The sequence below is a fragment of the Luteimonas terricola genome (assembly GCF_004352845.1).
Taxonomy (GTDB): Bacteria; Pseudomonadota; Gammaproteobacteria; order Xanthomonadales; family Xanthomonadaceae; genus Luteimonas; species Luteimonas terricola.
In genome coordinates, this window is record NZ_SJRX01000006.1 from 1 (window position 1) to 20,778 (window position 20,778).

Genomic DNA, 20,778 nt, shown 5'->3' on the forward strand with positions numbered 1-20,778 from the left:
GGCGCGGATCGGCGCGGATTCACGCGGATAAAGCCGTTTGGACATGGTTGCTTTTGCCCTATCCGCGTGAATCCGCGCCGATCCGTGGCAAAAAAGCTCCTGGCCCCCCTGTTCCACCCGCAGCCGGTGGCGCGATGCAAGAAGGGCGCCTTGCGGCGCCCTTCGCGTTCACTCCCGGTCGAGGACCGGCCTCAGTAGCGGTAGTGCTCCGCCTTGAACGGGCCGTCCACCGGCACGCCCAGGTACTCGGCCTGGTCGCGGGTGAGGGTCGTCAGCTTCACGCCGATCTTCTCCAGGTGCAGGCGCGCGACTTCCTCGTCGAGCTTCTTCGGCAGGATGTAGACCTTGTTCGCGTACGCGTCCTTGTTGGCCCACAGGTCGATCTGCGCCAGCGTCTGGTTGGCGAACGAGTTCGACATCACGAAGCTCGGGTGGCCGGTGGCGCAGCCCAGGTTCACCAGGCGGCCCTCGGCCAGCAGGAAGATGCTGTTGCCGCCGGCGAAGGTGTACTTGTCCACCTGCGGCTTGATGTTGACGTGCGTCAGGCCCTGCATCGCCTGCAGCTTCTCGACCTGGATCTCGTTGTCGAAGTGGCCGATGTTGCACACGATCGCCTGGTCCTTCATCGCCTGCATGTGCTCGACGGTGATGATGTCCTTGTTGCCGGTGGTGGTGACGTAGATGTCGGCGCGGCCCAGGGTGTCCTCGATCGTGGTGACTTCGAAGCCCTCCATCGCCGCCTGCAGCGCGCAGATCGGGTCGATCTCGGTGACGATGACGCGGGAGCCGTAGGCGCGCAGCGAGGCCGCACAGCCCTTGCCGACGTCGCCATAGCCGCAGACCACGGCCACCTTGCCGGCCAGCATCACGTCCAGCGCGCGCTTCAGGCCGTCGGCCAGCGACTCGCGGCAGCCGTAGAGATTGTCGAACTTCGACTTGGTGACCGAGTCGTTGACGTTGATCGCCGGTACCAGCAGCTTGCCGGCCTCGGCAAGCTGGTACAGGCGGAGCACGCCGGTGGTGGTCTCTTCGGAGACGCCCTTCCAGTCGCGGACCACGGTGGTCCAGAAGCCGGAACGCTCCTTCGCGACGCGCTTGAGCAGGTCCTTGATCACCTGCTCCTCGTGGCTGGCACCGGGGCTGTCGACCCAGCTGCTGTCGCCCTGCTCGAGCTCGTAGCCCTTGTGGATCAGCAGCGTCACGTCGCCGCCGTCGTCGACCACCATCTGCGGACCGAGGAAGCCGCCCTTGCCGTCGGGGAAGGACAGCGCCTCGAGCGTGCAGTCCCAATACTCCTCCAGCGTCTCGCCCTTCCAGGCGAACACGGGGGTGCCGGTGGCGGCGATCGCGGCCGCGGCGTGGTCCTGGGTGCTGAAGATGTTGCACGACGCCCAGCGCACGTCGGCGCCGATGTCCTTGAGCGTCTCGATCAGCACCGCGGTCTGGATGGTCATGTGCAGCGAACCGGTCACGCGCACGCCCTTGAGCGGGGCGCCGGCGGCGTGCTTGCGGCGGATGGACATCAGGCCGGGCATCTCGTGCTCGGCGATGTCGATCTCCTTGCGGCCCCAGTCGGCCAGGGAGATGTCGGCGATCTTGTAGTCGCCCTCGGTGGAGAAGGTCTTGACCTGTGCGTTCATGCGGAAGCTCCGGTTTCTGCTCCCTGTCCCGCTCGGGGAGAGGGTGGGTGAGGTGAACCGGGCGCCGTTCCAGTAGTCATCGCCGAGCCTGGTGGGGGCTTCGTTGAAGCCGGCCATCGCAGCGCCCCTCGGCGGAACCGGGAATTATATCGGCTCGCAGTCGTTGCGGGTGAATGACGCCCGGCGCTCAGTGGCGGCTTTGGGGCGGCAAGAACGCCAGGATCTTCGCCGCAGGACGCAGGTGCCGACGCAGGAGCTCGGCGGCGAAGTGGTAGTCGGGACCCAGGTCCTTGCGCCTGAACGGTGTCTCCAGCGTCCGCAGCGCCGCTTCGAACGCGGTCAGCCGGTGATAGGCGAACTGCGTCCAGATCTCATACTTACGCTGGTTCATCGAGGCCGCCATGCTGCGGTTGCTGTTGCGTGAGAAGACGAAGGGGTGCGCCAGCGCGTCGAGCTCGGCCTGCGCCAGCGGCCCGTCGATTCCACAGGCCTCCAGCAGGCCCCCCAGTTGTTCGGCGGACATGGCGTGCAGCTGCTTCAGGTCTGCTGCGCGCGCAGGCAGCACCAGCGAGGTCCCGGTGGCGGCGTTTATCAGCACCACGAACGGACTGCGGTCGATGAAGTCGATATCGGCATGCCAGGGACCCAAGGGATTCCCGGCCGCCGGCGGCTCCGGCAGGGTGGCCGGCTGGCGCAGGCGCTTGAGGAGCTTCTGCGAGCAGTGAAGTACGGTCACCGGACGGGACTCTCGAGCTGCGAAGCGGGCTTCAGGGGGTGTCGCATGTATCGTCCTTTGAGCGGGAGGTGAACATGAAGGTATCGGCGCGCCGGCATATACCATCGGGTCGGGGCCAATGGTGCAACCGGTCGGAACAAGCGGAGCAGCACTGGTACGGGTCGTGAGCATGACCCTCGCCACGGTACAGCCCGTCTCCGCCGGGCTAGGCTTGAGGCTTTACATCTGGGGATCCCCGACATGGCAAAGCCCTCCATCCGGGCGCTCGCCGCCCCGCTTGCGCTCGCAGCCCTGCTTGCAACGGCCTTTGCGGCGCAGGCGCGCGATGAAGCCGCGACCGGCCGCGCGACGGATTCCGGCTACCGCCTGCCCGCACCGGCCCTGCGCGCGATCGTCGATGCGCCGCAGGCGCCGCGCCTGTCGCTGTCGCCGCAGCGCGACCTCATCGCCTACATGCAAGTACCGTCGCTGCCGGGCATCGAGGTGGTGGCCCAGCCGGAGCTCAAGCTCGCGGGCCTGCGCATCCATCCGCGCACGCACTCGGCCAGCGGCTTCAGTTTCAGCACCGACCTTTGGCTGCAGGCGGTGGACGGTGGCGCCGAGCGCCGCATCGAAGGCCTGCCGCAGCCGCTGGCACTGCGTTCGATGCAGTGGTCGCCCGACCAGCGCCACATCGCCTTCAGCCATGTCGACGCCCGCGCCGGGCGCGTGGAACTGTGGCTGGTGGACGTGGCCGCGGGACGCGCGCGCAGGCTGCTGGAGCAGCCGCTGGGCAGCGTGGTGGGCAGCGGTTTCGACTGGTTGCCCGACAGCAGCGGCCTGATCGCGCTGCTTCGCCCCGAAGGGCAGGGTGCGGCACCGGCCAGCGATGGCGTGCCGGCCGGTCCGAACATCCAGGAGACCGATGGTGGCGGGCAGGTGCAGAGCCTGCGCACCTACCAGGACCTGCTCGGCAATCCCCACGACGAGGCCGTGTTCGCGTACTACATGACGAGCCAGCTGGCGCGGGTCGGCCTGGACGGAGGGGTGGATCGGATCGGCGTGCCGGAGATGTACGTCGGCGCCTCGGTCTCGCCGGACGGGCGCCACCTGCTGCGGCAGCGGCTCGAGCAGCCGTTCTCCTACCTGGTGCCGTACTCGCGCTTCCCGCGGCGCATCGACGTCACCGACCTCGGCGGCCGCCTGCTGCACACCGTGGCGGTGCTGCCGGTGGTCGAAGGCCTGCCGACCGGCAACGATGCCGTCGCCACCGGCGTGCGCCGCATCGCCTGGCGCGCCGACGCGCCGGCGACCCTGGTCTGGGCCGAAGCGCAGGACGGCGGCGATCCGGCGCGCGAAGTCGACGTGCGCGATCGCGTGTTCGCGCATGCGGCGCCCTTCAAGGGCGAGCCGGGGGTGCTGGCCGACCTGTCGATGCGCTACGGCGGCATCCAGTGGGGCAGCGGTGAACTCGCCCTGCTCACCGAGTTCTGGTGGAAGAGCCGGCAGCTGCGCGAGTGGCGCCTGGCGCCCGATACCGGAAGCGCTCCGGCGCTGCTGCGCGAGGGTTCGTACGAAGACCGCTACGCCGATCCCGGCACGCCGGTGATGCAGCTCGACGACCGTGGCTTCGCACGGCTGCTGACCACAGGCGCGGGCGACACCATCTACCGCATCGGCGCCGGCGCCTCGTCCGAGGGCGACCGTCCCTTCCTCGACCGGCAGGATCTTTCAGGCGGTGCCACCGAGCGCCTGTTCCATTCCGAGGCACCCTGGTACGAGGCGCCGTTCGCGCTGCTCGATGCCGAGGCCTCGCGCATCCTCACCACCCGCGAGTCGCCGACCGAACCCACGAACGTGCTGCTGCGCACGCTCGCCGCGGACGCGGAGCCGGTGGCGCTGACCGACTTCCCGCATCCCACGCCGGAGCTGCGCGGCGTCAGCAAGGAGCAGATCCGCTACGCCCGCGCCGACGGCGTCGAGATGACCGCCGACCTCTACCTGCCGGCCGGCTACGAGGCCACGCGTGACGGTCCGCTGCCGATGCTGATGTGGGCCTACCCGCGGGAGTTCAAATCCGCCGACGTCGCCAGCCAGGTGCGCGGTTCGCCGCACCGCTTCAACCGCATCAGCTACTGGGGCCCGCTGGCCTACCTGGCACAGGGTTACGCCGTGCTCGACGGTCCGTCGATGCCGATCATCGGCGAGGGCGACGCCGAGCCCAACGACACCTATGTCACCCAGCTGGTCGCCAGCGCACAGGCGGCGGTGGACGAGGTCGTGGCGCGCGGCGTCGCCGACCGCGACCGCATCGCCATCGGCGGCCATTCCTACGGCGCGTTCATGGCCGCGAACCTGCTCGCGCATTCGGACCTGTTCCGCACCGGCATCGCGCGCAGCGGTGCCTACAACCGCTCGCTGACGCCGTTCGGCTTCCAGGCCGAGGAGCGCAACTACTGGCAGGCCACCGACACCTATCACGCGATGTCGCCCTTCAACCATGCGCACGGGATCAACGAACCGATCCTGATCATCCACGGCGAGGAGGACAACAACTCCGGCACCTTCCCGATGCAGAGCGAACGCCTGTTCTCGGCGATCAAGGGCCTGGGCGGCACCGCGCGCCTGGTGATGCTGCCCAACGAGTCGCACGGCTACCGCGCCCGCGAATCGATCCTGCACATGTTGGCGGAGACCAATGACTGGCTGGAGAACTACGTGCGCAACGCCCCGCCGCGTGCGGCGGGGGTCGAAGCCGCGGCTACGGCAAGCCCGTAACGAGACCTGGAGGGCCCTGTGGTGGTCGTGAGGCCGTCGCGGGACCTCGTTGCCCCGCGGTGGCCGGCAGGCCTTCGCGGCTCATGTCCCCCGGCATCCGCCTGGCGGCGGATGCCTCCTCCTTGACTTCCCCGCGAAGGCCTCCCGGCCACTTCGGGGGCTCTGCGTTGGCTTGCAGGTATCGCAACCATGCGCGAGATCGCGGGCTTTGCTCCTGGGGCCACCGCGGAGTGCTGCGCACCGGGTGCCAAGGCCCTTGAGGGCGAAGTCAAGGAGGAGGCGATGGCCGCAGGCCATCGCCGGGGGACATGAGTCCTCAAGGGCCTTGGTACCCGGTGCGGGAGAGGAACCAAAAAAAGAACGGGCCGCGATTGCGGCCCGTCTTTTTGTTGCACGTGTTGCCGCGGATTACTTCAGCTTCGCGGCCCGTCGCAGCTCGTCCGCCTTGTCCGTCTTCTCCCAGGAGAACGCCGTGGCGGTATGGGTCTTGCCGGCGCCGTCGGTGTAGCTGACCTCCTCCGGCTTGCGGCCGAAGTGGCCGTAGCTGGCGGTGCGCTGGTAGATCGGGTGCACCAGGTCGAGCATCTTGATGATGCCGTAGGGACGCAGGTCGAAGTGGCGGCGGATCAGCTTCTCGATCACGTCGTCGCCGACCTTGCCGGTGCCGAAGGTGGTGACCGCGATCGAGGTCGGCTCGGCGACGCCGATGGCGTAGCTCAGCTGCACTTCGCAGCGGCCGGCCAGTCCGGCCGCGACCACGTTCTTGGCGACGTAGCGCGCGGCGTAGGCGGCGGAACGGTCGACCTTCGACGGATCCTTGCCCGAGAACGCGCCGCCGCCGTGGCGGGCCCAGCCGCCGTAGGTGTCGACGATGATCTTGCGGCCGGTCAGGCCGCAGTCGCCGACGGGTCCGCCGATCTCGAACTTGCCGGTCGGGTTGATGTGGTACTTGGTGCCCTTGTGCAGCCACTTGGCCGGCAGCACGGGCTTGAGGATCTCCTCGCGCACGGCCTCGATCAGGTCCTTCTGCCGGATGCCCGGGGCGTGCTGCGTCGACAGCACCACGGCGTCGATGGCGGTGGCCACGCCGTTGTCGTAGCGCAGGGTGACCTGGCTCTTGGCGTCGGGGCGCAGCCACGGCAGCGGCGACTTCTTCTTCTTGCGTACCTTGGCCTGCTGCTCGACCAGACGGTGCGAGAGGTGGATCGCGGCCGGCATGAAGCTGCTGGTTTCGTTGGTGGCGTAGCCGAACATCAGGCCCTGGTCGCCGGCGCCCATTTCCTCGGGCTTCTTGCGGTCCACGCCCTGGGCGATGTGCGGCGACTGCTTGCCGATCAGGTTGAGCACGCCGCAGGTGGCACCGTCGAAGCCGACGTCGCTGCTGTTGTAGCCGATGTCCAGGATCACCTTGCGGGTCAGCGCCTCGAGGTCGATCCAGGCACTGGTGGTGATCTCGCCGGCCACGATCGCCACGCCGGTCTTCACCATGGTCTCGCAGGCCACGCGCGCGCCCTTGTCCTGGCTCAGGATGGCGTCGAGGACGGCGTCGGAGATCTGGTCTGCGATCTTGTCCGGATGGCCTTCGGAGACCGATTCGGAGGTGAACAGGGTGCTGGACATCGGCCTTATATCCCTTGATTCGGATGGAGAGATGGGCGCGCATGATACATGGGCGTGCCACTCGGCGCATTGTGCAGGTGTCACGGCGTCGCCGTAAATCCGACACCGCGCTGTCGCGCGGTGTCCGCATGCTTCCCACGCAGAGGCGAAGGGGAGCGTCCGGGGAACGATGCCGCAGCTGGAAGAACATCTGCGCCAACGCTGGCCGCAATGGTTCCGGGGCCGGCGCGCGCAGCTGGCCCGGCCGCTGCTGCGCGGCATCGGCCGCTGGTCGCGCTTCGACCGCATCGAGGCCTTCCTCGGTTCCCACGGCCACCTGCGCGGCTTCGCCTTCGTGGCCGCCGCGCGCGACTACCTGCAGCTGCGCTACGAGATCGATCCCGAAGACCTGCTGAGGATCCCGGCCCGGGGCCGCCTGCTGGTGGTCGCCAACCACCCGTCGGGCGCGCTCGACGCGCTGGCATTGCTGGACTGCATCGGCCGCGTGCGCCGCGACGCCTGCATCGTCGCCAACGACCTGCTGTCGCTGCTGGAGCCGCTGGGCGAGCTGATGCTGCCGGTGCGCATCCTCGGCGGCCGCCCGAGCGGTGCAAGCCTGGCGGCGATCGAACAGGCCCTGCGCGGGGAGCGCTGCGTGGTCATCTTCCCCGCCGGCGAGGTCTCGCGGCTGGGCCCGCGTGGTGTCCGCGACAGCCGCTGGCGCCGCGGATTCCTGCGCTTCGCCCGCGCGACCGGGGCCCCGGTGCTGCCGATACGCGTGGAGGCGCGCAATTCGCCGCTGTTCTACGGCGTATCGGTGCTCTACAAGCCGGCCGCCACCGCGCTGCTGGCGCGGGAGATGTTCGCGCACAGGCAGCGCCCCCTGCGCCTGCGCGTGGGCTGGCCGCGGGTGATCGCGCCCGGGACCGACGCCGGATCCGCGATGCGCGAGGTGCGGCGCACGCTGTACGCCATCGGCCGCCGCAGCGAGGCGCGCGTGGCCGGCATGGCGCCCATCGCGCCCGCGCTGCCGGCAGCGCAGGTGCGCGCGGCGGTCGCCGGCTGCGAGTGCCTGGGCGAGACCAGCGACGGCAAGCAGGTGCTGCTGGCGCGCTTCGACGGCCCGCGGGCGCTGGAGGCGCCGCTGCTGCGCGAGCTCGGCCGGCAGCGCGAGATCGCCTTCCGCAGCGTCGGGGAGGGCACGCGCCGGGCCTGCGACCTCGACGCCTACGACGCGCACTACGAGCACATCGTGCTCTGGGACGATGCCGCATCGCGCATCGTCGGCGCCTATCGCGTGGCGCGCGGGGCCGAGGTGCTGGCGCGCAGCGGGCTGGGCGGTCTGTACACGGCGTCGCTGTTCCGCTACGCCGATGACGCCATTCCGCGCATCGCCGAGGGCCTGGAACTCGGCAGGAGCTTCGTGGCGGCGGACTACCGTGGCGGTCGCAGCCTCGACTACCTGTGGCAGGGCATCGGCGCCTACATCGCCGCCCGGCCGCGGCTGCGCTACCTGTTCGGTGCGGTATCGATCAGCGGCGCGCTGCCGCGCGAAGCCCGCGAACAGCTGGTCGCCTATTACCAGCGTTACCACGGTGCCGGCGAGGCGCTGGCCACCCCCGGCCGCCCCTTCGAGTACTTCGCCGCGCCGCCGTGCTTCGGCGCGCTCGACGCCGGCACGGCATACGGCGTGCTCAAGGCCAACCTGGCCGCGCACGGGGCCAGCGTGCCGACCCTGTATCGCCAGTACACCGAACTGTGCGAGCCGGGCGGCGCACGCTTCCTGGCGTTCGGCATCGATCCCGCGTTCAGCGATTCGATCGATGGCCTGGTCGAAGTCGACCTGCACCGCGTACGTCCACAGAAGGCGCGGCGCTGGCTGCGCCGCGAAGGAGAGCAGGCATGAGAAGCGTTCCCCAGCCGCCGCCGCGGCGCGCGGTGTTCCTGTCCGACGTGCATCTGGGCTCGCGCCACTGCCACGCCGCCGAGCTCGCCACCTTCCTGGAAGGGCTGCGCTGCGAACGCCTTTACCTGGTCGGCGACATCATCGACCTGTGGTACCTGGCGCAGCGTCGCGCACGCTGGGGCCGGGCGCACGACCGCGTGGTCGAGGCCCTCCACTCGCTCAGCCGCGCCGGCACCGCGATCATCTACGTGCCGGGCAACCACGACCGGCCGGTGCGGCGCCTGTGCGGCTTGGCATTGCCGGAGATGCAGGTGCGCCGGCGCGCCATCCATGCCACCGCCGACGGCCGCCGCCTGCTGGTGGTGCACGGCGACGACTACGACGGCATCACCCAGTTCGGAAACCTGCAGGAGAAGTCCGGCGACTGGCTGTACTACCGGATCCTCACCGGCAACCAGCTGCTCAACCGCGCGCGCCTGCGCATGGGAATGCGCTACTGGTCGCTGTCGGAGTTCCTCAAGCGCCGCAGCAGTGCCGCCGAGCGCTACATCGAACGCTTCGTCCAGGCCGGGCTGGACGATGTCCGCCGGCGAGGCCTGGACGGCATTGTCTGCGGCCATATCCACCGCGCGGCGCTGCTGCAGCGCGACGGCCTGGTCTATGCCAACGACGGCGACTGGGTGGAGAGCCTCACCGCGCTGGTCGAGGAGTGCGACGGTACCCTGAGGCTGCTGTCGCATCGCGGCGAAGTGCTGGCCGAGGTGGCACCGGCGCGGGGCGTCGGAGAGGAACCCGCACTGACCTGCGCGGCCTGAGCGCCATTGCCTTGCCGGTTGCCGGATGCGATGGGGCGTTCACGATTGCAGCATAGGCCGGGCTAGCATCCGCGCATGGATTCCCTGACCCAGATCGTTCTCGGCGGCGCGGTCGCCGCTGCCATCGCGCCGGCGCGCCATCGCCGCGCGGCACTGCTCGCCGGTGCCGCGCTCGGCACGCTGCCCGACCTCGATTCGCTGCCCATCCTCCTGCTCACCGACGATCCGGTGGCGCTGATGACCCTGCTCCGCGGCGCCAGCCATTCGCTGTTCGTGCTGCCGCTGCTCGGGTGGCTGCTATGGGCCTTCTTCCGCCGGCGGGGCGGCCGCGTGGCGCAATCGCCAAAGCGCTGGTTCTGGGCGATCCAGGCGGCGCTGCTGACGCACCCGGTACTCGATGCTTTCACCGTCTACGGCACCCAGCTGCTCTGGCCGCTGCCGCTGCGGCCGGTGATGTGGTCGAGCGTGTTCATCATCGATCCGCTGTACACGGTCTGGCTGCTGCTGGCCTGCGTCGCCGCGTTCTTCCTGCGCGAGCGCGTGGCCGCGCAGCGCGCGCTGGCGGCGGGCCTGGTGCTGAGCACCGCCTACCTCGGCTGGTCGCTGGCCGCCAAGGCCATGGTCGAGCGCGAAGCCGATCGTGCGCTGGCTGCGATCGGGCTGGCCGACGCGCCGCGGTTCTCGGTGCCCACGCCGTTCAACACCCTGCTGTGGCGGGTGGTGGCGATGACGCCGGATGGCTACGTCGAAGGCTTCCGCTCGCTGGTGGCCGACGAGGGGGCGATGCGGTTCCAGCCCCATGCCTCCGACGTCGCGGCCCTGGCCGAGGCCGCCGACATTCCCGCGGTCGCGCGCCTGGCCTGGTTCAACCACGGCTTCATGCGCGCCAGCGAGGTCGACGGTGAGCTGGTGCTGACCGACTTGCGCATGGGCAGCGAGCCGGACTACAGCTTCAATTTCGCGGTGGCCGGGCACGACGGCGGGCGCTGGCACGGGATCGCCCCGAAGCAGCTGTCTTTCTCCTGGGACGGTGCCGGTGGCCGGCTGCCGATGGTCTGGGGACGCATCTTCGATCCTCATGTCGACTTGGCCGCGGACGACTGTCTTTCCCTGTCCTGCTGAATCCGGCGCGCCGGCAGGGGCGGGGGCGTTCCCGGCGCGGCATTCGTTCTATTTATGGAAATATCAGTGATTCTGACGTCGATTGCGCTCACGATTGGTTCCAATACCATTCCCTGGTCCCTTGAAACCTTCCCGGAGAGCCAGTCCCATGAGCAACGTCGTCATCGAATCGCTGCGCAAGCGCCGCAGCCAGTACAGCCTCGGCAGGCAGGTCAAGCAGTCGCCGGCCGAGATCGAGGCCCTGATCAAGGACGTGATCCGCTGGAGCCCGTCCTCGTTCAACTCGCAGTCCTCGCGCGCGCTGATCCTGTTCGGCGCGGAGAGCGAGAAGTTCTGGGCGCTGACCCGCGAAGCGCTGCGCCCGCTGGTGCCGGCCGAGGCGTTCGGCGCGACCGAGGGCAAGCTGGCCTCGTTCGCCGCCGGTGTCGGCACGGTGCTGTTCTTCGAGGACCAGGCGGTGGTGAAGGGGCTGCAGGAGCAGTTCGCGCTGTATGCCGACAACTTCCCGGTCTGGTCGGAGCATTCGACCGGCATCGCCCAGGTGGCGACCTGGACGGCGCTGGCCGAGGCCGGCATCGGCGCCAGCCTGCAGCATTACAACCCGGTCGTGGACGAGGCCGTGGCCCGGGAATGGAATATTCCGGAAAGCTGGAAGCTGCGCGCGCAGATGCCGTTCGGCTCCAACGAGGCCCCGTTCGGCGACAAGACCTTCATCGACGACGCGACCCGCTTCAAGGTCTTCGGCTGACCCTGCGCGCCGCGACGGCAGGCCGAAGGTGCCTGTCGCTCAGGCGGCGACCGGCTGCAGTTCGCCCGCCGCCAGCGCGTCGAAGTAGTCGCGGGTCAGGCACAGCTGCGCGCGGGCGCTGCCGGCGGCGTTGACCACCGCGCGGAAGGCGGCATTCTCCGGCCGGTCCTTCGCGTACCAGCCCAGGTGCTTGCGCGCGATGCGCACGCCGGACTGCTCGCCGTAGAAGTCGTGCAGCGCCTCGAGATGTCCGAGCAGGATGTCGCGGACCTCGCGCAGCGACGGCGGCGGCAGGCGCTCGCCGGTGGCGAGGAAGTGCGCGACCTCGCGGAAGATCCACGGCCGGCCCTGCGCCGCACGTCCGACCATCACCGCGTCGGCGCCGGTGTGGCGCAGCACGGCGGCGGCCTTGTCGGGCGAGTCGATGTCGCCATTGGCGATCACCGGGATGCGCAGCCGCGACTTCACCTCGGCGATCGTGTCGTACTCCGCGATGCCGGTGTAGTGCTGGTCGCGCGTGCGGCCGTGTACGGCCAGCGCGGCGATGCCGCAATCCTCGGCGATGCGCGCGATGGCGACCGCGTTGCGCTGGTCCGCGGCCCAGCCGGTGCGGATCTTCAGCGTCACCGGCACGTCCACCGCCTCGACCACTGCCGACAGGATGCGTGCGACCAGCGCTTCGTCGCGCATCAGCGCCGAGCCGGCCCAGGCATTGCAGACCTTCTTCGCCGGGCAGCCCATGTTGATGTCGATGATGCGCGCGCCCTGGTCGACGTTGTGGCGCGCGGCATCGGCCAGCTGTGCGGGCTCGGTGCCGGCGATCTGCACGCCGACCGGATCGGGCTCGCCGGCGTGGTCCATGCGTCGCAGCGACTTCTCCGTGCTCCAGAAGCGGCGGTCGGAGATGGTCATCTCGGACATCGCCAGGCCCGCGCCCAGCTGCTTGCACAGCAGCCGGAACGGCTTGTCGGTGACCCCGGCCATGGGCGCGAGGACCACGTTCGGGGCGATGGCGTGGGGGCCGATGCGCATGGCGGGATTGTCGCCGATCGCTGCCGAGGGCGTCGATCCGGCCAGAGGCCCGGTTTCAACCGGCCACGCGCTGCGAGGCGACGCGGCGCGATCAGGCGCCGGGATAGCGCGCGGCGACTTCGTCTGCGTTCGGCATCGATGCGGCCGCGCCTTCACGCTCGGTCGACAGCGCGGCATAGCGGGTGGCGAAGGTCGCGTGGCCGGAGAAGGGCTGCGCAGGCGACAGTGCAAGCGATGCCGCCAGCGCGCCGTTGAAGGCATCGCCGGCACCGGTGCTGTCGACGGTTCGCGCCTCGGCGGCGGGGCAGCGGTAATGGGCGCTTCCATCGCCGCGGAGGCTGTCCTCGCGATGCGAGACGAAGCAGCCTGCCGCGCCCAGCGTCAGCACCAGGGTCCCGCGCGGGAGCAGGGTGCGGCACAGGCGGTGCAGGCGCTCGCCGTCCATGGTGGCGAGCGCATCGGCATCGACGCTGTCGCCACAGTGGCGCGCCAGCAGGCTGGCGAACTCGGTCTCGTTGGGCGTCAGCACTTCGGCCACGGCCAGCAGTTCGCGGCTGCAGGCGGCATTGGCCGGCGCCGGGTTGAGCACGGTGTGCGCGCCGTTCGCGCGGGCCAGCCGCAGCGCCTCGACGATGGCCTCCACCGGCGACTCGAGCTGCGCCAGGACGACGTCGGCGGCGGCGATGGCCTTTCCTTGCGCGGCCACGAAATCCTGCGACAGCGCGGCGTTGGCGCCGGGTCCGATGACGATGCTGTTGCCGCCGCGGGCGTCGACGAAGATGCCCGCGGTGCCGGTGGCGACGTCGGCATCCTGGGCGCGCAGGTCGATGCCGTGCGCAGCCGCCAGCCGCCGCGCCAGCCGCGCACCCTCATCGTCGCCCAGGGCACAGATGAAGGTGGTTGTGGCGCCGGCCGAGGCCGCGGCCACGGCCTGGTTGAAGCCCTTGCCGCCCGGGCCGGTGGCGTAGCTGCCGGCCAGCGTCTCGCCCGGCCGAGGCAGGTTCCCGCAGTGCCAGACGTGGTCGACGTTGAACGAACCGGCGACGACGACGCGCGACACGACCCGGGCCTCAGGCGCCGATGTGGGTCAGGACGCCGGCGATGGTCGCGGTCATCAGCGTGGCGATGGTGCCGCCCAGCACCGCGCGCAGGCCGAAGCGCGCCAGGTCCTGGCGGCGGTCGGGGGCGAGCCCGCCGATGCCGCCGATCTGGATCGCGATCGAGCTGAAGTTGGCGAAGCCGCACAGCGCGTAGGTCGCGATCAGCCGGCCCTCGTCACCCAGCGACACGCCTTCCACGCGCCCGTTGACGATGTCGGCCAGCTGCAGGTAGGCGACGAACTCGTTGATCACCACCTTCTGCCCGATCAGCGAGCCGACGGTGCCGGCGTCTTCCCAGGGCACGCCGATCAGCCAGGCCACCGGCGCCAGCACGTAGCCGAAGATCGCCGACAGGTCGGTCGGCTTGCCGATCGCCGCCGCGAGGCCGGTGACGTCGCCCAGCCAGGTCAGCGGCGCATTGATCATCGCGATCAGGGCGATGAAGGCCAGCAGCATGGCGCCGATGTTCAGCGCCAGCTTCAGGCCGTCGCCGGCGCCGGCGGCTGCGGCATCGATCAGGTTGCTGGTGGTCTTTTCGACCTCCATCCTCACCGTGCCGCGGGTCAGCGGCTCGCCGGTCTCCGGAATCAGGATCTTGGCGACCACCAGCGTCGCCGGCGCGGCCATGATCGAGGCCGCCAACAGGTGCTTGGCGTAGTACGCCTGCTGCGCGGGATCGCCCGCGCCCAGCATGCCCACGTAGGCGGCGAGCACGCCGCCGGCGATGTGCGCCATGCCGCCGATCATCATCGTGATCAGCTCGGACTCGGTCATGCGCGAGATGTAGGGGCGCACCGTCAGCGGCGCCTCGGTCTGGCCGATGAACACGCTGGCGCAGACGCTGGTGGTCTCGGCGCCGGACACGCGCATCACCTTGGTGATCGCCAGCGCCATCACGCGCACCACCGCCTGCATCACGCCCAGGTGGTAGAGCACCGCCATCAGCGAGGCGAAGAAGATGATCGTCGGCAGCACCTGGAAGGCGAAGATGAAGCCGTAGGTCTGCACGTCCATCAGGCTGCCGAAGATGAACTCCGAGCCCGCGTTGACGAAGCCCAGCACCTGCACGAACAGGTGCCCCAGCCAGTCGAAGACCTCGCGCCCGCCGGGCACCAGCAGCACCAGGGCCGCGAAGGCGACCTGCAGGGCGACGCCGGTCGACACCAGCTTCCAGTCGACCCGGCCACGATTGTTGGAGAACAGCCAGGTGATCCCGATGAGCACGGCCAGGCCGAACAGGCCAAAACCGATCCGCGTCAGCAATTCCATCCGAATCCGATCCCCTGGCGGTGCCGCGGGCGCGCGGCGACGGAGCAGCGTAGTGCAGGCCCGGAAGGCGGGCAACCTTGCTCAGGGGTCGCGGGCCACGATCCGGTTGCCGCCGGCGGCCTTGGCACCCTTCAGCCGGCGGTCGGCGCAGCCGAGCAGTCCCGAGGTGCTGGCGCCGTCCTGCGGCCAGGCCGCCAGGCCCGCGCTGAAGGTGAAGGCGAAGGCATCCTGGCCGCGCTCGGGCAGGAACGGGCGCTCGACCAGGGTGCGGCGCAGGCGGTCCAGGCGCTCCCAGGCGCTGCCGGCGGGGCAGTGCAGCACCATCACGAACTCCTGGCCGCCGATCCGTGCCAGGGCCTCGTTGTCGGCCAGCATCCCGCTCATGGTCGAGGCGATGTGGCGCAGCGCGCGGTCGCCGGCTTTTGGCCCGGCTTCGTCATTGACGCGCTTGAAGCGGTCGATGTCGAGCAGCACCAGCGTGAGCGAGGCCCCCGAGTTGCGCGCGGTCGCGAACACGTGCGGCATGCGTTGCAGCAGCCAGGAGCGGTTCGGCAGCCCGGTGAGGCCATCGTGTCCGGACAGCTCCACCAGCGACTGCATGCGCCGGGCCAGGACCGCGGCAGTGGCGGTGGCGAGTGCCAGCAGGAGTACCTGCGAGAGGTGCGCGCCGATCCCCAGCGCGTCGGCATCCAGAGGCTGCAGGCCGACGGGCACCGCGCCGCGCGCGTACTCCGCCGCAGCCAGCAGGGCGTACTGGGCCAGTGCGAGGCCGCCGGTGAACAGCGCCAGGCGACCGTCTGCGCGCAGGGCCGTGGACCCGATCACGACCAGGTAGAACGACCATGCGACCGCGCCGTGGAGCGTGGCCGCCGGATCGCGGGTCACCAGCACCGCCAGCACCACGGACACCAGGGTGATGTCCCAGGCGCTGGTCGCGAACGGCAGCCAGGGCCGGCGCCTGCGCGTCAGCACCAGCCACAGCAGCGCCATCGCGTTCGCCAGCACCACTGCGCCCAGGCAGACCAGGATCCGGCCCGTGCCCGCGCCCGCCGCCGCGACGAGCAGCGGCAGGGCCAGCGCGAACACCGAGAGCAGCAGGCGCACGCGCGCGACCAGGCGCTCGCCACTTCCACCGAGTTCGCGCATGACTTCGTCGGGCGCTGCCATCAGGCGCCCCAGCGTGTCGCGGATCCCGCCGTCGTTGGCGTGCATCGTGCGTATCGTTCCCCTTGCCTGCGGCAGAGGATAGCGCGGCGGCGCGCGTACACTGCGGCCCGGGCAAGTGAATGGAGTTGTCGACGATGGAATACCGCAGGCTTGGCGCCTCGGGGCTGGCGCTCTCGGCGCTGTCGCTCGGCGCCTGGACCACGTTCGGAAGCGGCATCGCGCGCGGCGAGGCGCGCGACCTCGTGGCCGCGGCCTGGGACCACGGCATCAACTTCTTCGACAACGCCGAGAGCTACGCCCAGGGCGACGCCGAACGGGTGATGGGCGATGTGATCGTCGACCTGCGGCTGCCGCGCGACGGCTTCGCAGTGTCGAGCAAGGTGATGTTCGGCTCCGCCGCGGATCCGCTGCCGATGCAGAAGGGCCTGTCGCGCAAGCACGTGCACGACGCCTGCCATGCGGCGCTGAAGCGGCTGCGCGTGGACTACCTCGACCTCTTCTTCTGCCACCGCCCCGACCCGGACGTTCCGGTGCTGGAAACGGTGGCCGCGATGGACGCGCTGGTGCGCCAGGGCAAGGTGATGTACTGGGGCACGTCGGAGTGGCCGGCTGCGCTGGTACGCGAGGCGCATGCGGCGGCGCGCGCCCACCACCTGCAGCCGCCGACGATGGAGCAGCCGCAGTACAACCTGCTGCACCGTCGGCGCGTGGAGCTCGAGTACGCACCGCTGTACGCCGAGCTGGGCATGGGCACCACGGTGTGGTCGCCGCTGGCCTCGGGCCTGCTGACCGGCAAGTACAACGACGGCGTTCCCGAGGGTTCGCGGGCCGCGCGCGAGGACTGGCTGCGGGAGCGGCTGGCCGGCGACGAGGGCCACGAGCAGCTTGCGCGGGCGCGAAGCTTCACCGCGCTGGCCGGGGAACTCGGCGTGCGCCCGGCCGCGCTGGCCATCGCCTGGTGCCTGCGCAACCCGCACGTCTCGACCGTGATCCTGGGTGCGAGCCGCGTGCCGCAGCTGATCGAGAACCTGGAGGCGCTGGTCCTGGGCGGGCAGGTGGAAGAAACCACCTGGCGCCGCGTTGAGGGCGCCACGGCGGCCTGAGCCAGATTCCGGTTGACAGGCAAATGAGAATCATTAGCATTGATGCCTCCTGCCGATGATGAGGAGCCCGCGATGCTTGCCTCCCAGTCCCACCCCTCCAGCTTCGAAGCCATGGCCGACGCATCCCCGGTCGACGGGCGCCTGGACGTCACGCGTGCGGAAGAGGTGGACAGCGTCCGCCTGCTGCACGGCCAGCGCGAGGTCCTCATCCGCCACGGCAGCGAGCTCTATCGCCTCCGCCACACCCGCAACGACAAGCTGATCCTCACCAAGTAAGCGTCGGCTGCGGGCGTCCCGCGGCGCCGCCGACGCCCCGCTGGCCGCCGCCGCGTCCGCTTCGGGCGCCGTCGAGTTCGACCGCGTCGCGGTCGCCGCCACCCGCACCGAGCGCGTGGTTGTCGACGTGCCCAATACCGTCGGCATCATCGATCGTGAGCGCATGGACGAACTGGTCGTCCGCGACCTCGAGGACCTGTTCCGCTACGAGCCGGGCATCACCGTGGGCACCGGCTTCGGCCGCTTCGGCGTCGGCGTCGGCGTGCGCCCCGAGACCAGCGACGGACTCGAGGCCGGCCATCGCCAGCGACCGCTGAGCAACCCGTTGGCGGCAGCTGCGGTCACAGTCGCCGACCGGCCCGCGTCTATACTCCAGATCATTCATCGGGGAGAGTGCGGATGTCCGGAGCCACCTTCATCGCCGCCGTGCTGGCGGTCGCGTTCATCATCTTCTTCTTCAAGATGGTGCGCATCGTGCCGCAGGGCTTCGAGTGGACCGTCGAGCGCTTCGGCAAGTACACGCACACCCTGTCGCCCGGGTTGCACCTGCTGATCCCGGTCATGCAGGCCGTGGGCCGCAAGGTCAACGTGATGGAGCAGGTGCTCGACGTGCCCTCGCAGGACGTGATCACCAAGGACAACGCGGTGGTCAAGGTCGACGGCGTGGTGTTCTTCCAGGTGCTCGATTCCGCCAAGGCCGCCTACGAGGTCTCCAACCTCGAGATCGCGACCATCGCGCTGGTGCAGACCAACATCCGCACGGTGATCGGCTCGATGGATCTCGATGAGTCGCTGTCCAACCGCGAGACCATCAACGCGCAACTGCTCAACGTCGTCGATGCCGCCACCAATCCCTGGGGCATCAAGGTCACGCGCATCGAGATCCGCGACATCCAGCCGCCGCGTGACCTGATCGACTCGATGGCCCGGCAGATGAAGGCCGAGCGCGAGCGTCGCGCGGTGATCCTTGAAGCCGAAGGCCACCGCCAGGCCGCCATCCTGCGCGCCGAGGGCGAGAAGCAGGCGGCGATCCTCGAGGCCGAGGGCGAGCGCGAAGCCGCCTATCGCGAGTCCGAGGGCCGCGAGCGCCTGGCCCAGGCCGAGGCCAAGGCCACGCAGATGGTGTCCGACGCCATCGCCGCCGGCGACGTGCAGGCGATCAACTACTTCATCGCGCAGAAGTACGTGGAGGCGTTCCGCGAGCTGGCCGTCGGGCCGAACCAGAAGTTCGTGCTGATGCCGATGGAGGCCAGCGGCGTGATCGGTTCGATCGCCGGCATCGCCGAGCTGGCGAAGGAAGCCCTGGGCAAGCAGCAGGTCGAGACCCGTGCGCGGGTCGACACCAGGCGCGGGGACTGAACCATGGCCTGGAGCGCCAACACCATCGCCTGGGCCGCGATCGCACTGGTGTTGATCGCGGCGGAAACCTTCATCCCGGGCGCATTCCTGCTGTGGATGGGCATCGCCGCAGCGGTCGTGTGGCTGGTCGTGCTGCTGTTCCCCGGGCTGGGCCTGTTGGTCCAGGTGGTGCTGTTCGCGGCCTTGAGCGTCGTGGCCGTGCTCGCGTACCTGAAGTGGGGGCGTCGTCGCGAGCGTCCGAGCGACCGCCCCCTCCTCAACCGCCGCGCCGAGCAGATGGTCGGGCGCGAGGTCGCGCTCGACCGCGCGATCGTCGGCGGGCGCGGTCGGGTCAAGCTCGACGACGCCTACTGGGAAGTCAGCGGCCCCGAACTCGAAGCCGGGCAGCGGGTGCGCGTCATCGGCGCCAACGGCATGGTCCTGGAAGTCCGCGAGGCCGGTTGACCTCAACCCTCCGTGGGAACAGCTCCCGCAGGATCGGGGGACGGGAACGGCAGCAGTGCCGATGGCGTGCCGGGCGGCGTCCGAAGGGCGATAATGGCCTTCCACCGCAAAAGGAACCGACATCCCATGACCCGAATGACCGTCCTCAACGCGTCCCACCGCGCGCTCGGCGCGAAGATGGTCGACTTCGGCGGCTGGGACATGCCGATCAATTACGGCTCGCAGATCGAGGAGCACCACCATGTGCGCCGCGCCGCCGGCATGTTCGACGTCTCGCACATGACCGTGGTCGACCTGCACGGCGCGCGCGCGCGCGACTTCCTGCGCAGGCTGGTCGCCAACTCGATCGACAAGCTCAAGGTCCAGGGCAAGGCCCTGTACACCTGCATGCTCGACGGGCAGGGCGGGGTGATCGACGACCTGATCATCTACTACCTCGGCGACGACTTCTATCGGCTGGTGGTCAATGCCTCCACCCGCGACAAGGACCTGGCGTGGATCAACGCCCAGGCGGCACCCTTCGACATCGAGGTCCGGGTACGCGACGACCTGGCGATGATCGCCGTGCAGGGCCCCCAGGCGCGCGACAAGGTGCTGGGCCTCGTGCACGCGGACGACCAGGCCGCCATCGCCAGGCTCGGCAAGTTCGCCAGCCGCGACGTGCGCTCCGCCGACGGCGCGCCGCTGTTCATCGCCCGCACCGGCTACACCGGCGAGGACGGCTTCGAGGTCGCGCTGCCGGTCGGGCACGCGGTGGCGTTCTGGGACGCGCTGGTCGCGGCGGGCGTGGCGCCGGCGGGCCTGGGCGCGCGCGACACACTGCGCCTGGAAGCCGGCCTGCCGCTGTACGGCCAGGACATGGATGAATCGGTGACGCCCTACGAGGCCGGCCTGGGCTGGACGGTATCGCTCGACGACGGGCGCGACTTCAACGGTCGCGCGGTGCTCGAGGCGCAGCGCGACCGCGGCGACGCCCGCCAGGTGGTCGGCCTGGTGATGGACGAGAAGGGCGTGCTTCGCCACGGCCAGAAGGTGCTCGCGGGCAGCGGCGAGGGCGTGGTCCTGTCGGGCACGTTCGCGCCCACGCTGGGCAAGGCGATCGCCCTGGCGCGGATTCCGGCGGGCGCGCCGGGCGAGGTGCGCGTGGATATCCGCGGTCGCGAAGTCCCGGTGCGCGTGGTGGCCTATCCCTTCGTACGCGATGGCCAGCCACGCGACGGCATTTGATCCACCGCCCCGGCCCTTCGCTACACTAGCCGTCCACCCCCCCAGCAACGCTGTTTCCGGAGCAATGCGATGAGTGAAATCCCTGGCGATCTCAAGTTCATGAAGTCCCACGAGTGGGCCCGTGTCGAAGGCGGCGGCAAGGTCACCGTCGGCATCTCCGACCATGCCCAGGGCCTGCTCGGCGACCTGGTCTATGTCGACCTGCCCGGCGTCGGCGACAGCGTCGAGGCTGGCACCGCGTGCGCCGTGGTCGAGTCGGTCAAGGCCGCCTCCGATATCTATGCCCCGGTGTCGGGAACGATCCTCGAGGTCAACGAGGCGCTTGCCGACAAGCCGGAAACGATCAACGAGGACGCCTTCGGCGAAGGCTGGTTGTTCGTGATCGAGGCCAGCGAGCCCGACGAGGCCAAGGCCTTGCTCGAGCCCGACGACTACGCCGCGCTGATCGAAGGCGACGACTGACAGACGCCATCGCCGC

At 69.9% G+C, this 20,778-nt stretch carries 19 protein-coding genes and 1 riboswitch; of the genes, 11 read left to right on the forward strand and 8 right to left on the reverse strand.

Going from position 1 to position 20,778, the window contains the following annotated elements; translation table 11 throughout:
- Positions 1 to 191: 191 nt before the first annotated feature.
- Both ahcY and E2169_RS09850 read right to left on the reverse strand, forming a co-directional pair.
- On the reverse strand, positions 192 to 1,640 hold the full coding sequence (ahcY, locus tag E2169_RS09845) for an adenosylhomocysteinase (protein WP_132986440.1): 1,449 nt from the start codon (positions 1,638 to 1,640) through the stop codon (positions 192 to 194).
- A gap of 52 nt (positions 1,641 to 1,692) precedes the next feature.
- A riboswitch (S-adenosyl-L-homocysteine riboswitch) is annotated at positions 1,693 to 1,776 on the reverse strand.
- Positions 1,777 to 1,827: 51 nt separating this feature from the next.
- On the reverse strand, positions 1,828 to 2,376 hold the full coding sequence (locus E2169_RS09850) for a DUF6933 domain-containing protein (protein WP_132986441.1): 549 nt from the start codon (positions 2,374 to 2,376) through the stop codon (positions 1,828 to 1,830).
- Between the two features lie 240 nt (positions 2,377 to 2,616).
- Here E2169_RS09850 and E2169_RS09855 point away from each other — a divergent pair, with 240 nt between their 5' ends.
- A complete protein-coding gene (locus E2169_RS09855; RefSeq protein WP_132986442.1) occupies positions 2,617 to 5,133 on the forward strand; it encodes a S9 family peptidase in 2,517 nt (838 codons plus the stop codon).
- A gap of 408 nt (positions 5,134 to 5,541) precedes the next feature.
- On the opposite strand, the gene metK is transcribed toward E2169_RS09855, so the two are convergent.
- Complete coding sequence (gene metK, locus E2169_RS09860) at positions 5,542 to 6,753, reverse strand: methionine adenosyltransferase (RefSeq protein WP_132986443.1); 1,212 nt, start codon at positions 6,751 to 6,753, stop codon at positions 5,542 to 5,544.
- A 169-nt stretch (positions 6,754 to 6,922) separates the two neighbouring features.
- Here metK and olsF point away from each other — a divergent pair, with 169 nt between their 5' ends.
- The 4 genes from olsF (at position 6,923) to E2169_RS09880 (ending at position 11,323) form a co-directional block, all read left to right on the forward strand.
- The gene (olsF, locus tag E2169_RS09865; RefSeq protein WP_132986444.1) at positions 6,923 to 8,638 is read left to right on the forward strand and encodes a bifunctional ornithine lipid synthase OlsF; all 1,716 of its coding nucleotides are present in this window, start codon (positions 6,923 to 6,925) and stop codon (positions 8,636 to 8,638) included.
- On the forward strand, positions 8,635 to 9,453 hold the full coding sequence (locus E2169_RS09870) for a UDP-2,3-diacylglucosamine diphosphatase (protein ID WP_132986445.1): 819 nt from the start codon (positions 8,635 to 8,637) through the stop codon (positions 9,451 to 9,453). The genes olsF and E2169_RS09870 overlap by 4 nt, the downstream gene beginning before the upstream one ends.
- Positions 9,454 to 9,528: 75 nt before the next feature.
- Entirely contained in the window at positions 9,529 to 10,575 is a 1,047-nt protein-coding gene (locus tag E2169_RS09875) for a metal-dependent hydrolase (RefSeq protein ID WP_132986446.1), read from the forward strand.
- Between the two features lie 148 nt (positions 10,576 to 10,723).
- Positions 10,724 to 11,323 (forward strand): nitroreductase family protein, encoded by a 600-nt coding sequence (locus tag E2169_RS09880; protein ID WP_132986447.1) that lies wholly within the window; start codon positions 10,724 to 10,726, stop codon positions 11,321 to 11,323.
- Positions 11,324 to 11,362: 39 nt separating this feature from the next.
- Here E2169_RS09880 and dusB read toward each other — a convergent pair whose 3' ends face one another.
- From dusB to E2169_RS09900, 4 genes are all read right to left on the reverse strand, one after another.
- Positions 11,363 to 12,355, reverse strand: a complete 993-nt coding sequence (gene dusB, locus E2169_RS09885; RefSeq protein ID WP_132986448.1) for a tRNA dihydrouridine synthase DusB — start codon at positions 12,353 to 12,355, stop codon at positions 11,363 to 11,365.
- A gap of 91 nt (positions 12,356 to 12,446) precedes the next feature.
- Positions 12,447 to 13,415, reverse strand: a complete 969-nt coding sequence (locus tag E2169_RS09890) for a ribokinase (protein WP_132986449.1) — start codon at positions 13,413 to 13,415, stop codon at positions 12,447 to 12,449.
- Positions 13,416 to 13,425: 10 nt separating this feature from the next.
- Positions 13,426 to 14,724, reverse strand: coding sequence for a NupC/NupG family nucleoside CNT transporter (locus E2169_RS09895; RefSeq protein WP_132986450.1), 1,299 nt, complete (start codon positions 14,722 to 14,724; stop codon positions 13,426 to 13,428).
- An 81-nt stretch (positions 14,725 to 14,805) separates the two neighbouring features.
- On the reverse strand, positions 14,806 to 15,936 hold the full coding sequence (locus tag E2169_RS09900) for a GGDEF domain-containing protein (protein ID WP_132986451.1): 1,131 nt from the start codon (positions 15,934 to 15,936) through the stop codon (positions 14,806 to 14,808).
- A gap of 89 nt (positions 15,937 to 16,025) precedes the next feature.
- Between E2169_RS09900 and E2169_RS09905 the strand changes: the two genes are divergently transcribed.
- Together E2169_RS09905 and hemP are read left to right on the forward strand one after the other, a co-directional pair.
- The gene (locus E2169_RS09905; RefSeq protein ID WP_132986452.1) at positions 16,026 to 16,994 is read left to right on the forward strand and encodes an aldo/keto reductase; all 969 of its coding nucleotides are present in this window, start codon (positions 16,026 to 16,028) and stop codon (positions 16,992 to 16,994) included.
- A 111-nt stretch (positions 16,995 to 17,105) separates the two neighbouring features.
- Entirely contained in the window at positions 17,106 to 17,270 is a 165-nt protein-coding gene (hemP, locus tag E2169_RS09910) for a hemin uptake protein HemP (protein WP_132986650.1), read from the forward strand.
- On the opposite strand, the gene E2169_RS09915 is transcribed toward hemP, so the two are convergent.
- Entirely contained in the window at positions 17,260 to 17,571 is a 312-nt protein-coding gene (locus tag E2169_RS09915; protein ID WP_132986453.1) for a hypothetical protein, read from the reverse strand. The two genes, hemP and E2169_RS09915, sit on opposite strands and share 11 nt — an antisense overlap.
- A gap of 98 nt (positions 17,572 to 17,669) precedes the next feature.
- On the opposite strand from E2169_RS09915, the gene E2169_RS09920 reads away from it, so the two are divergent.
- The 4 genes from E2169_RS09920 (at position 17,670) to gcvH (ending at position 20,762) form a co-directional block, all read left to right on the forward strand.
- A complete protein-coding gene (locus tag E2169_RS09920) occupies positions 17,670 to 18,629 on the forward strand; it encodes an SPFH domain-containing protein (protein ID WP_132986454.1) in 960 nt (319 codons plus the stop codon).
- Positions 18,630 to 18,632: 3 nt separating this feature from the next.
- Positions 18,633 to 19,073, forward strand: a complete 441-nt coding sequence (locus E2169_RS09925; protein WP_132986455.1) for an NfeD family protein — start codon at positions 18,633 to 18,635, stop codon at positions 19,071 to 19,073.
- Positions 19,074 to 19,199: 126 nt separating this feature from the next.
- Positions 19,200 to 20,300, forward strand: coding sequence for a glycine cleavage system aminomethyltransferase GcvT (gene gcvT, locus E2169_RS09930; RefSeq protein WP_132986456.1), 1,101 nt, complete (start codon positions 19,200 to 19,202; stop codon positions 20,298 to 20,300).
- A gap of 69 nt (positions 20,301 to 20,369) precedes the next feature.
- Complete coding sequence (gene gcvH, locus E2169_RS09935) at positions 20,370 to 20,762, forward strand: glycine cleavage system protein GcvH (protein WP_132986457.1); 393 nt, start codon at positions 20,370 to 20,372, stop codon at positions 20,760 to 20,762.
- Positions 20,763 to 20,778: the final 16 nt, after the last annotated feature.

Excerpts from the sequence above, each read along its gene's own strand:
- ahcY (WP_132986440.1), bottom strand. The coding sequence starts at position 1,640 with ATGAACGCACAGGTCAAGACCTTCTCCACCGAGGGCGACTACAAGATC.
- E2169_RS09855 (WP_132986442.1), top strand. The coding sequence starts at position 2,617 with ATGGCAAAGCCCTCCATCCGGGCGCTCGCCGCCCCGCTTGCGCTCGCA.
- metK (WP_132986443.1), bottom strand. The coding sequence starts at position 6,753 with ATGTCCAGCACCCTGTTCACCTCCGAATCGGTCTCCGAAGGCCATCCG.
- olsF (WP_132986444.1), top strand. The coding sequence starts at position 6,923 with ATGCCGCAGCTGGAAGAACATCTGCGCCAACGCTGGCCGCAATGGTTC.
- E2169_RS09870 (WP_132986445.1), top strand. The coding sequence starts at position 8,635 with ATGAGAAGCGTTCCCCAGCCGCCGCCGCGGCGCGCGGTGTTCCTGTCC.
- E2169_RS09875 (WP_132986446.1), top strand. The coding sequence starts at position 9,529 with ATGGATTCCCTGACCCAGATCGTTCTCGGCGGCGCGGTCGCCGCTGCC.
- E2169_RS09880 (WP_132986447.1), top strand. The coding sequence starts at position 10,724 with ATGAGCAACGTCGTCATCGAATCGCTGCGCAAGCGCCGCAGCCAGTAC.
- dusB (WP_132986448.1), bottom strand. The coding sequence starts at position 12,355 with ATGCGCATCGGCCCCCACGCCATCGCCCCGAACGTGGTCCTCGCGCCC.
- E2169_RS09895 (WP_132986450.1), bottom strand. The coding sequence starts at position 14,724 with ATGGAATTGCTGACGCGGATCGGTTTTGGCCTGTTCGGCCTGGCCGTG.
- E2169_RS09900 (WP_132986451.1), bottom strand. The coding sequence starts at position 15,936 with ATGCACGCCAACGACGGCGGGATCCGCGACACGCTGGGGCGCCTGATG.
- E2169_RS09905 (WP_132986452.1), top strand. The coding sequence starts at position 16,026 with ATGGAATACCGCAGGCTTGGCGCCTCGGGGCTGGCGCTCTCGGCGCTG.
- hemP (WP_132986650.1), top strand. The coding sequence starts at position 17,106 with ATGGCCGACGCATCCCCGGTCGACGGGCGCCTGGACGTCACGCGTGCG.
- E2169_RS09915 (WP_132986453.1), bottom strand. The coding sequence starts at position 17,571 with ATGGCCGGCCTCGAGTCCGTCGCTGGTCTCGGGGCGCACGCCGACGCC.
- E2169_RS09920 (WP_132986454.1), top strand. The coding sequence starts at position 17,670 with ATGTCCGGAGCCACCTTCATCGCCGCCGTGCTGGCGGTCGCGTTCATC.
- E2169_RS09925 (WP_132986455.1), top strand. The coding sequence starts at position 18,633 with ATGGCCTGGAGCGCCAACACCATCGCCTGGGCCGCGATCGCACTGGTG.
- gcvT (WP_132986456.1), top strand. The coding sequence starts at position 19,200 with ATGACCCGAATGACCGTCCTCAACGCGTCCCACCGCGCGCTCGGCGCG.
- gcvH (WP_132986457.1), top strand. The coding sequence starts at position 20,370 with ATGAGTGAAATCCCTGGCGATCTCAAGTTCATGAAGTCCCACGAGTGG.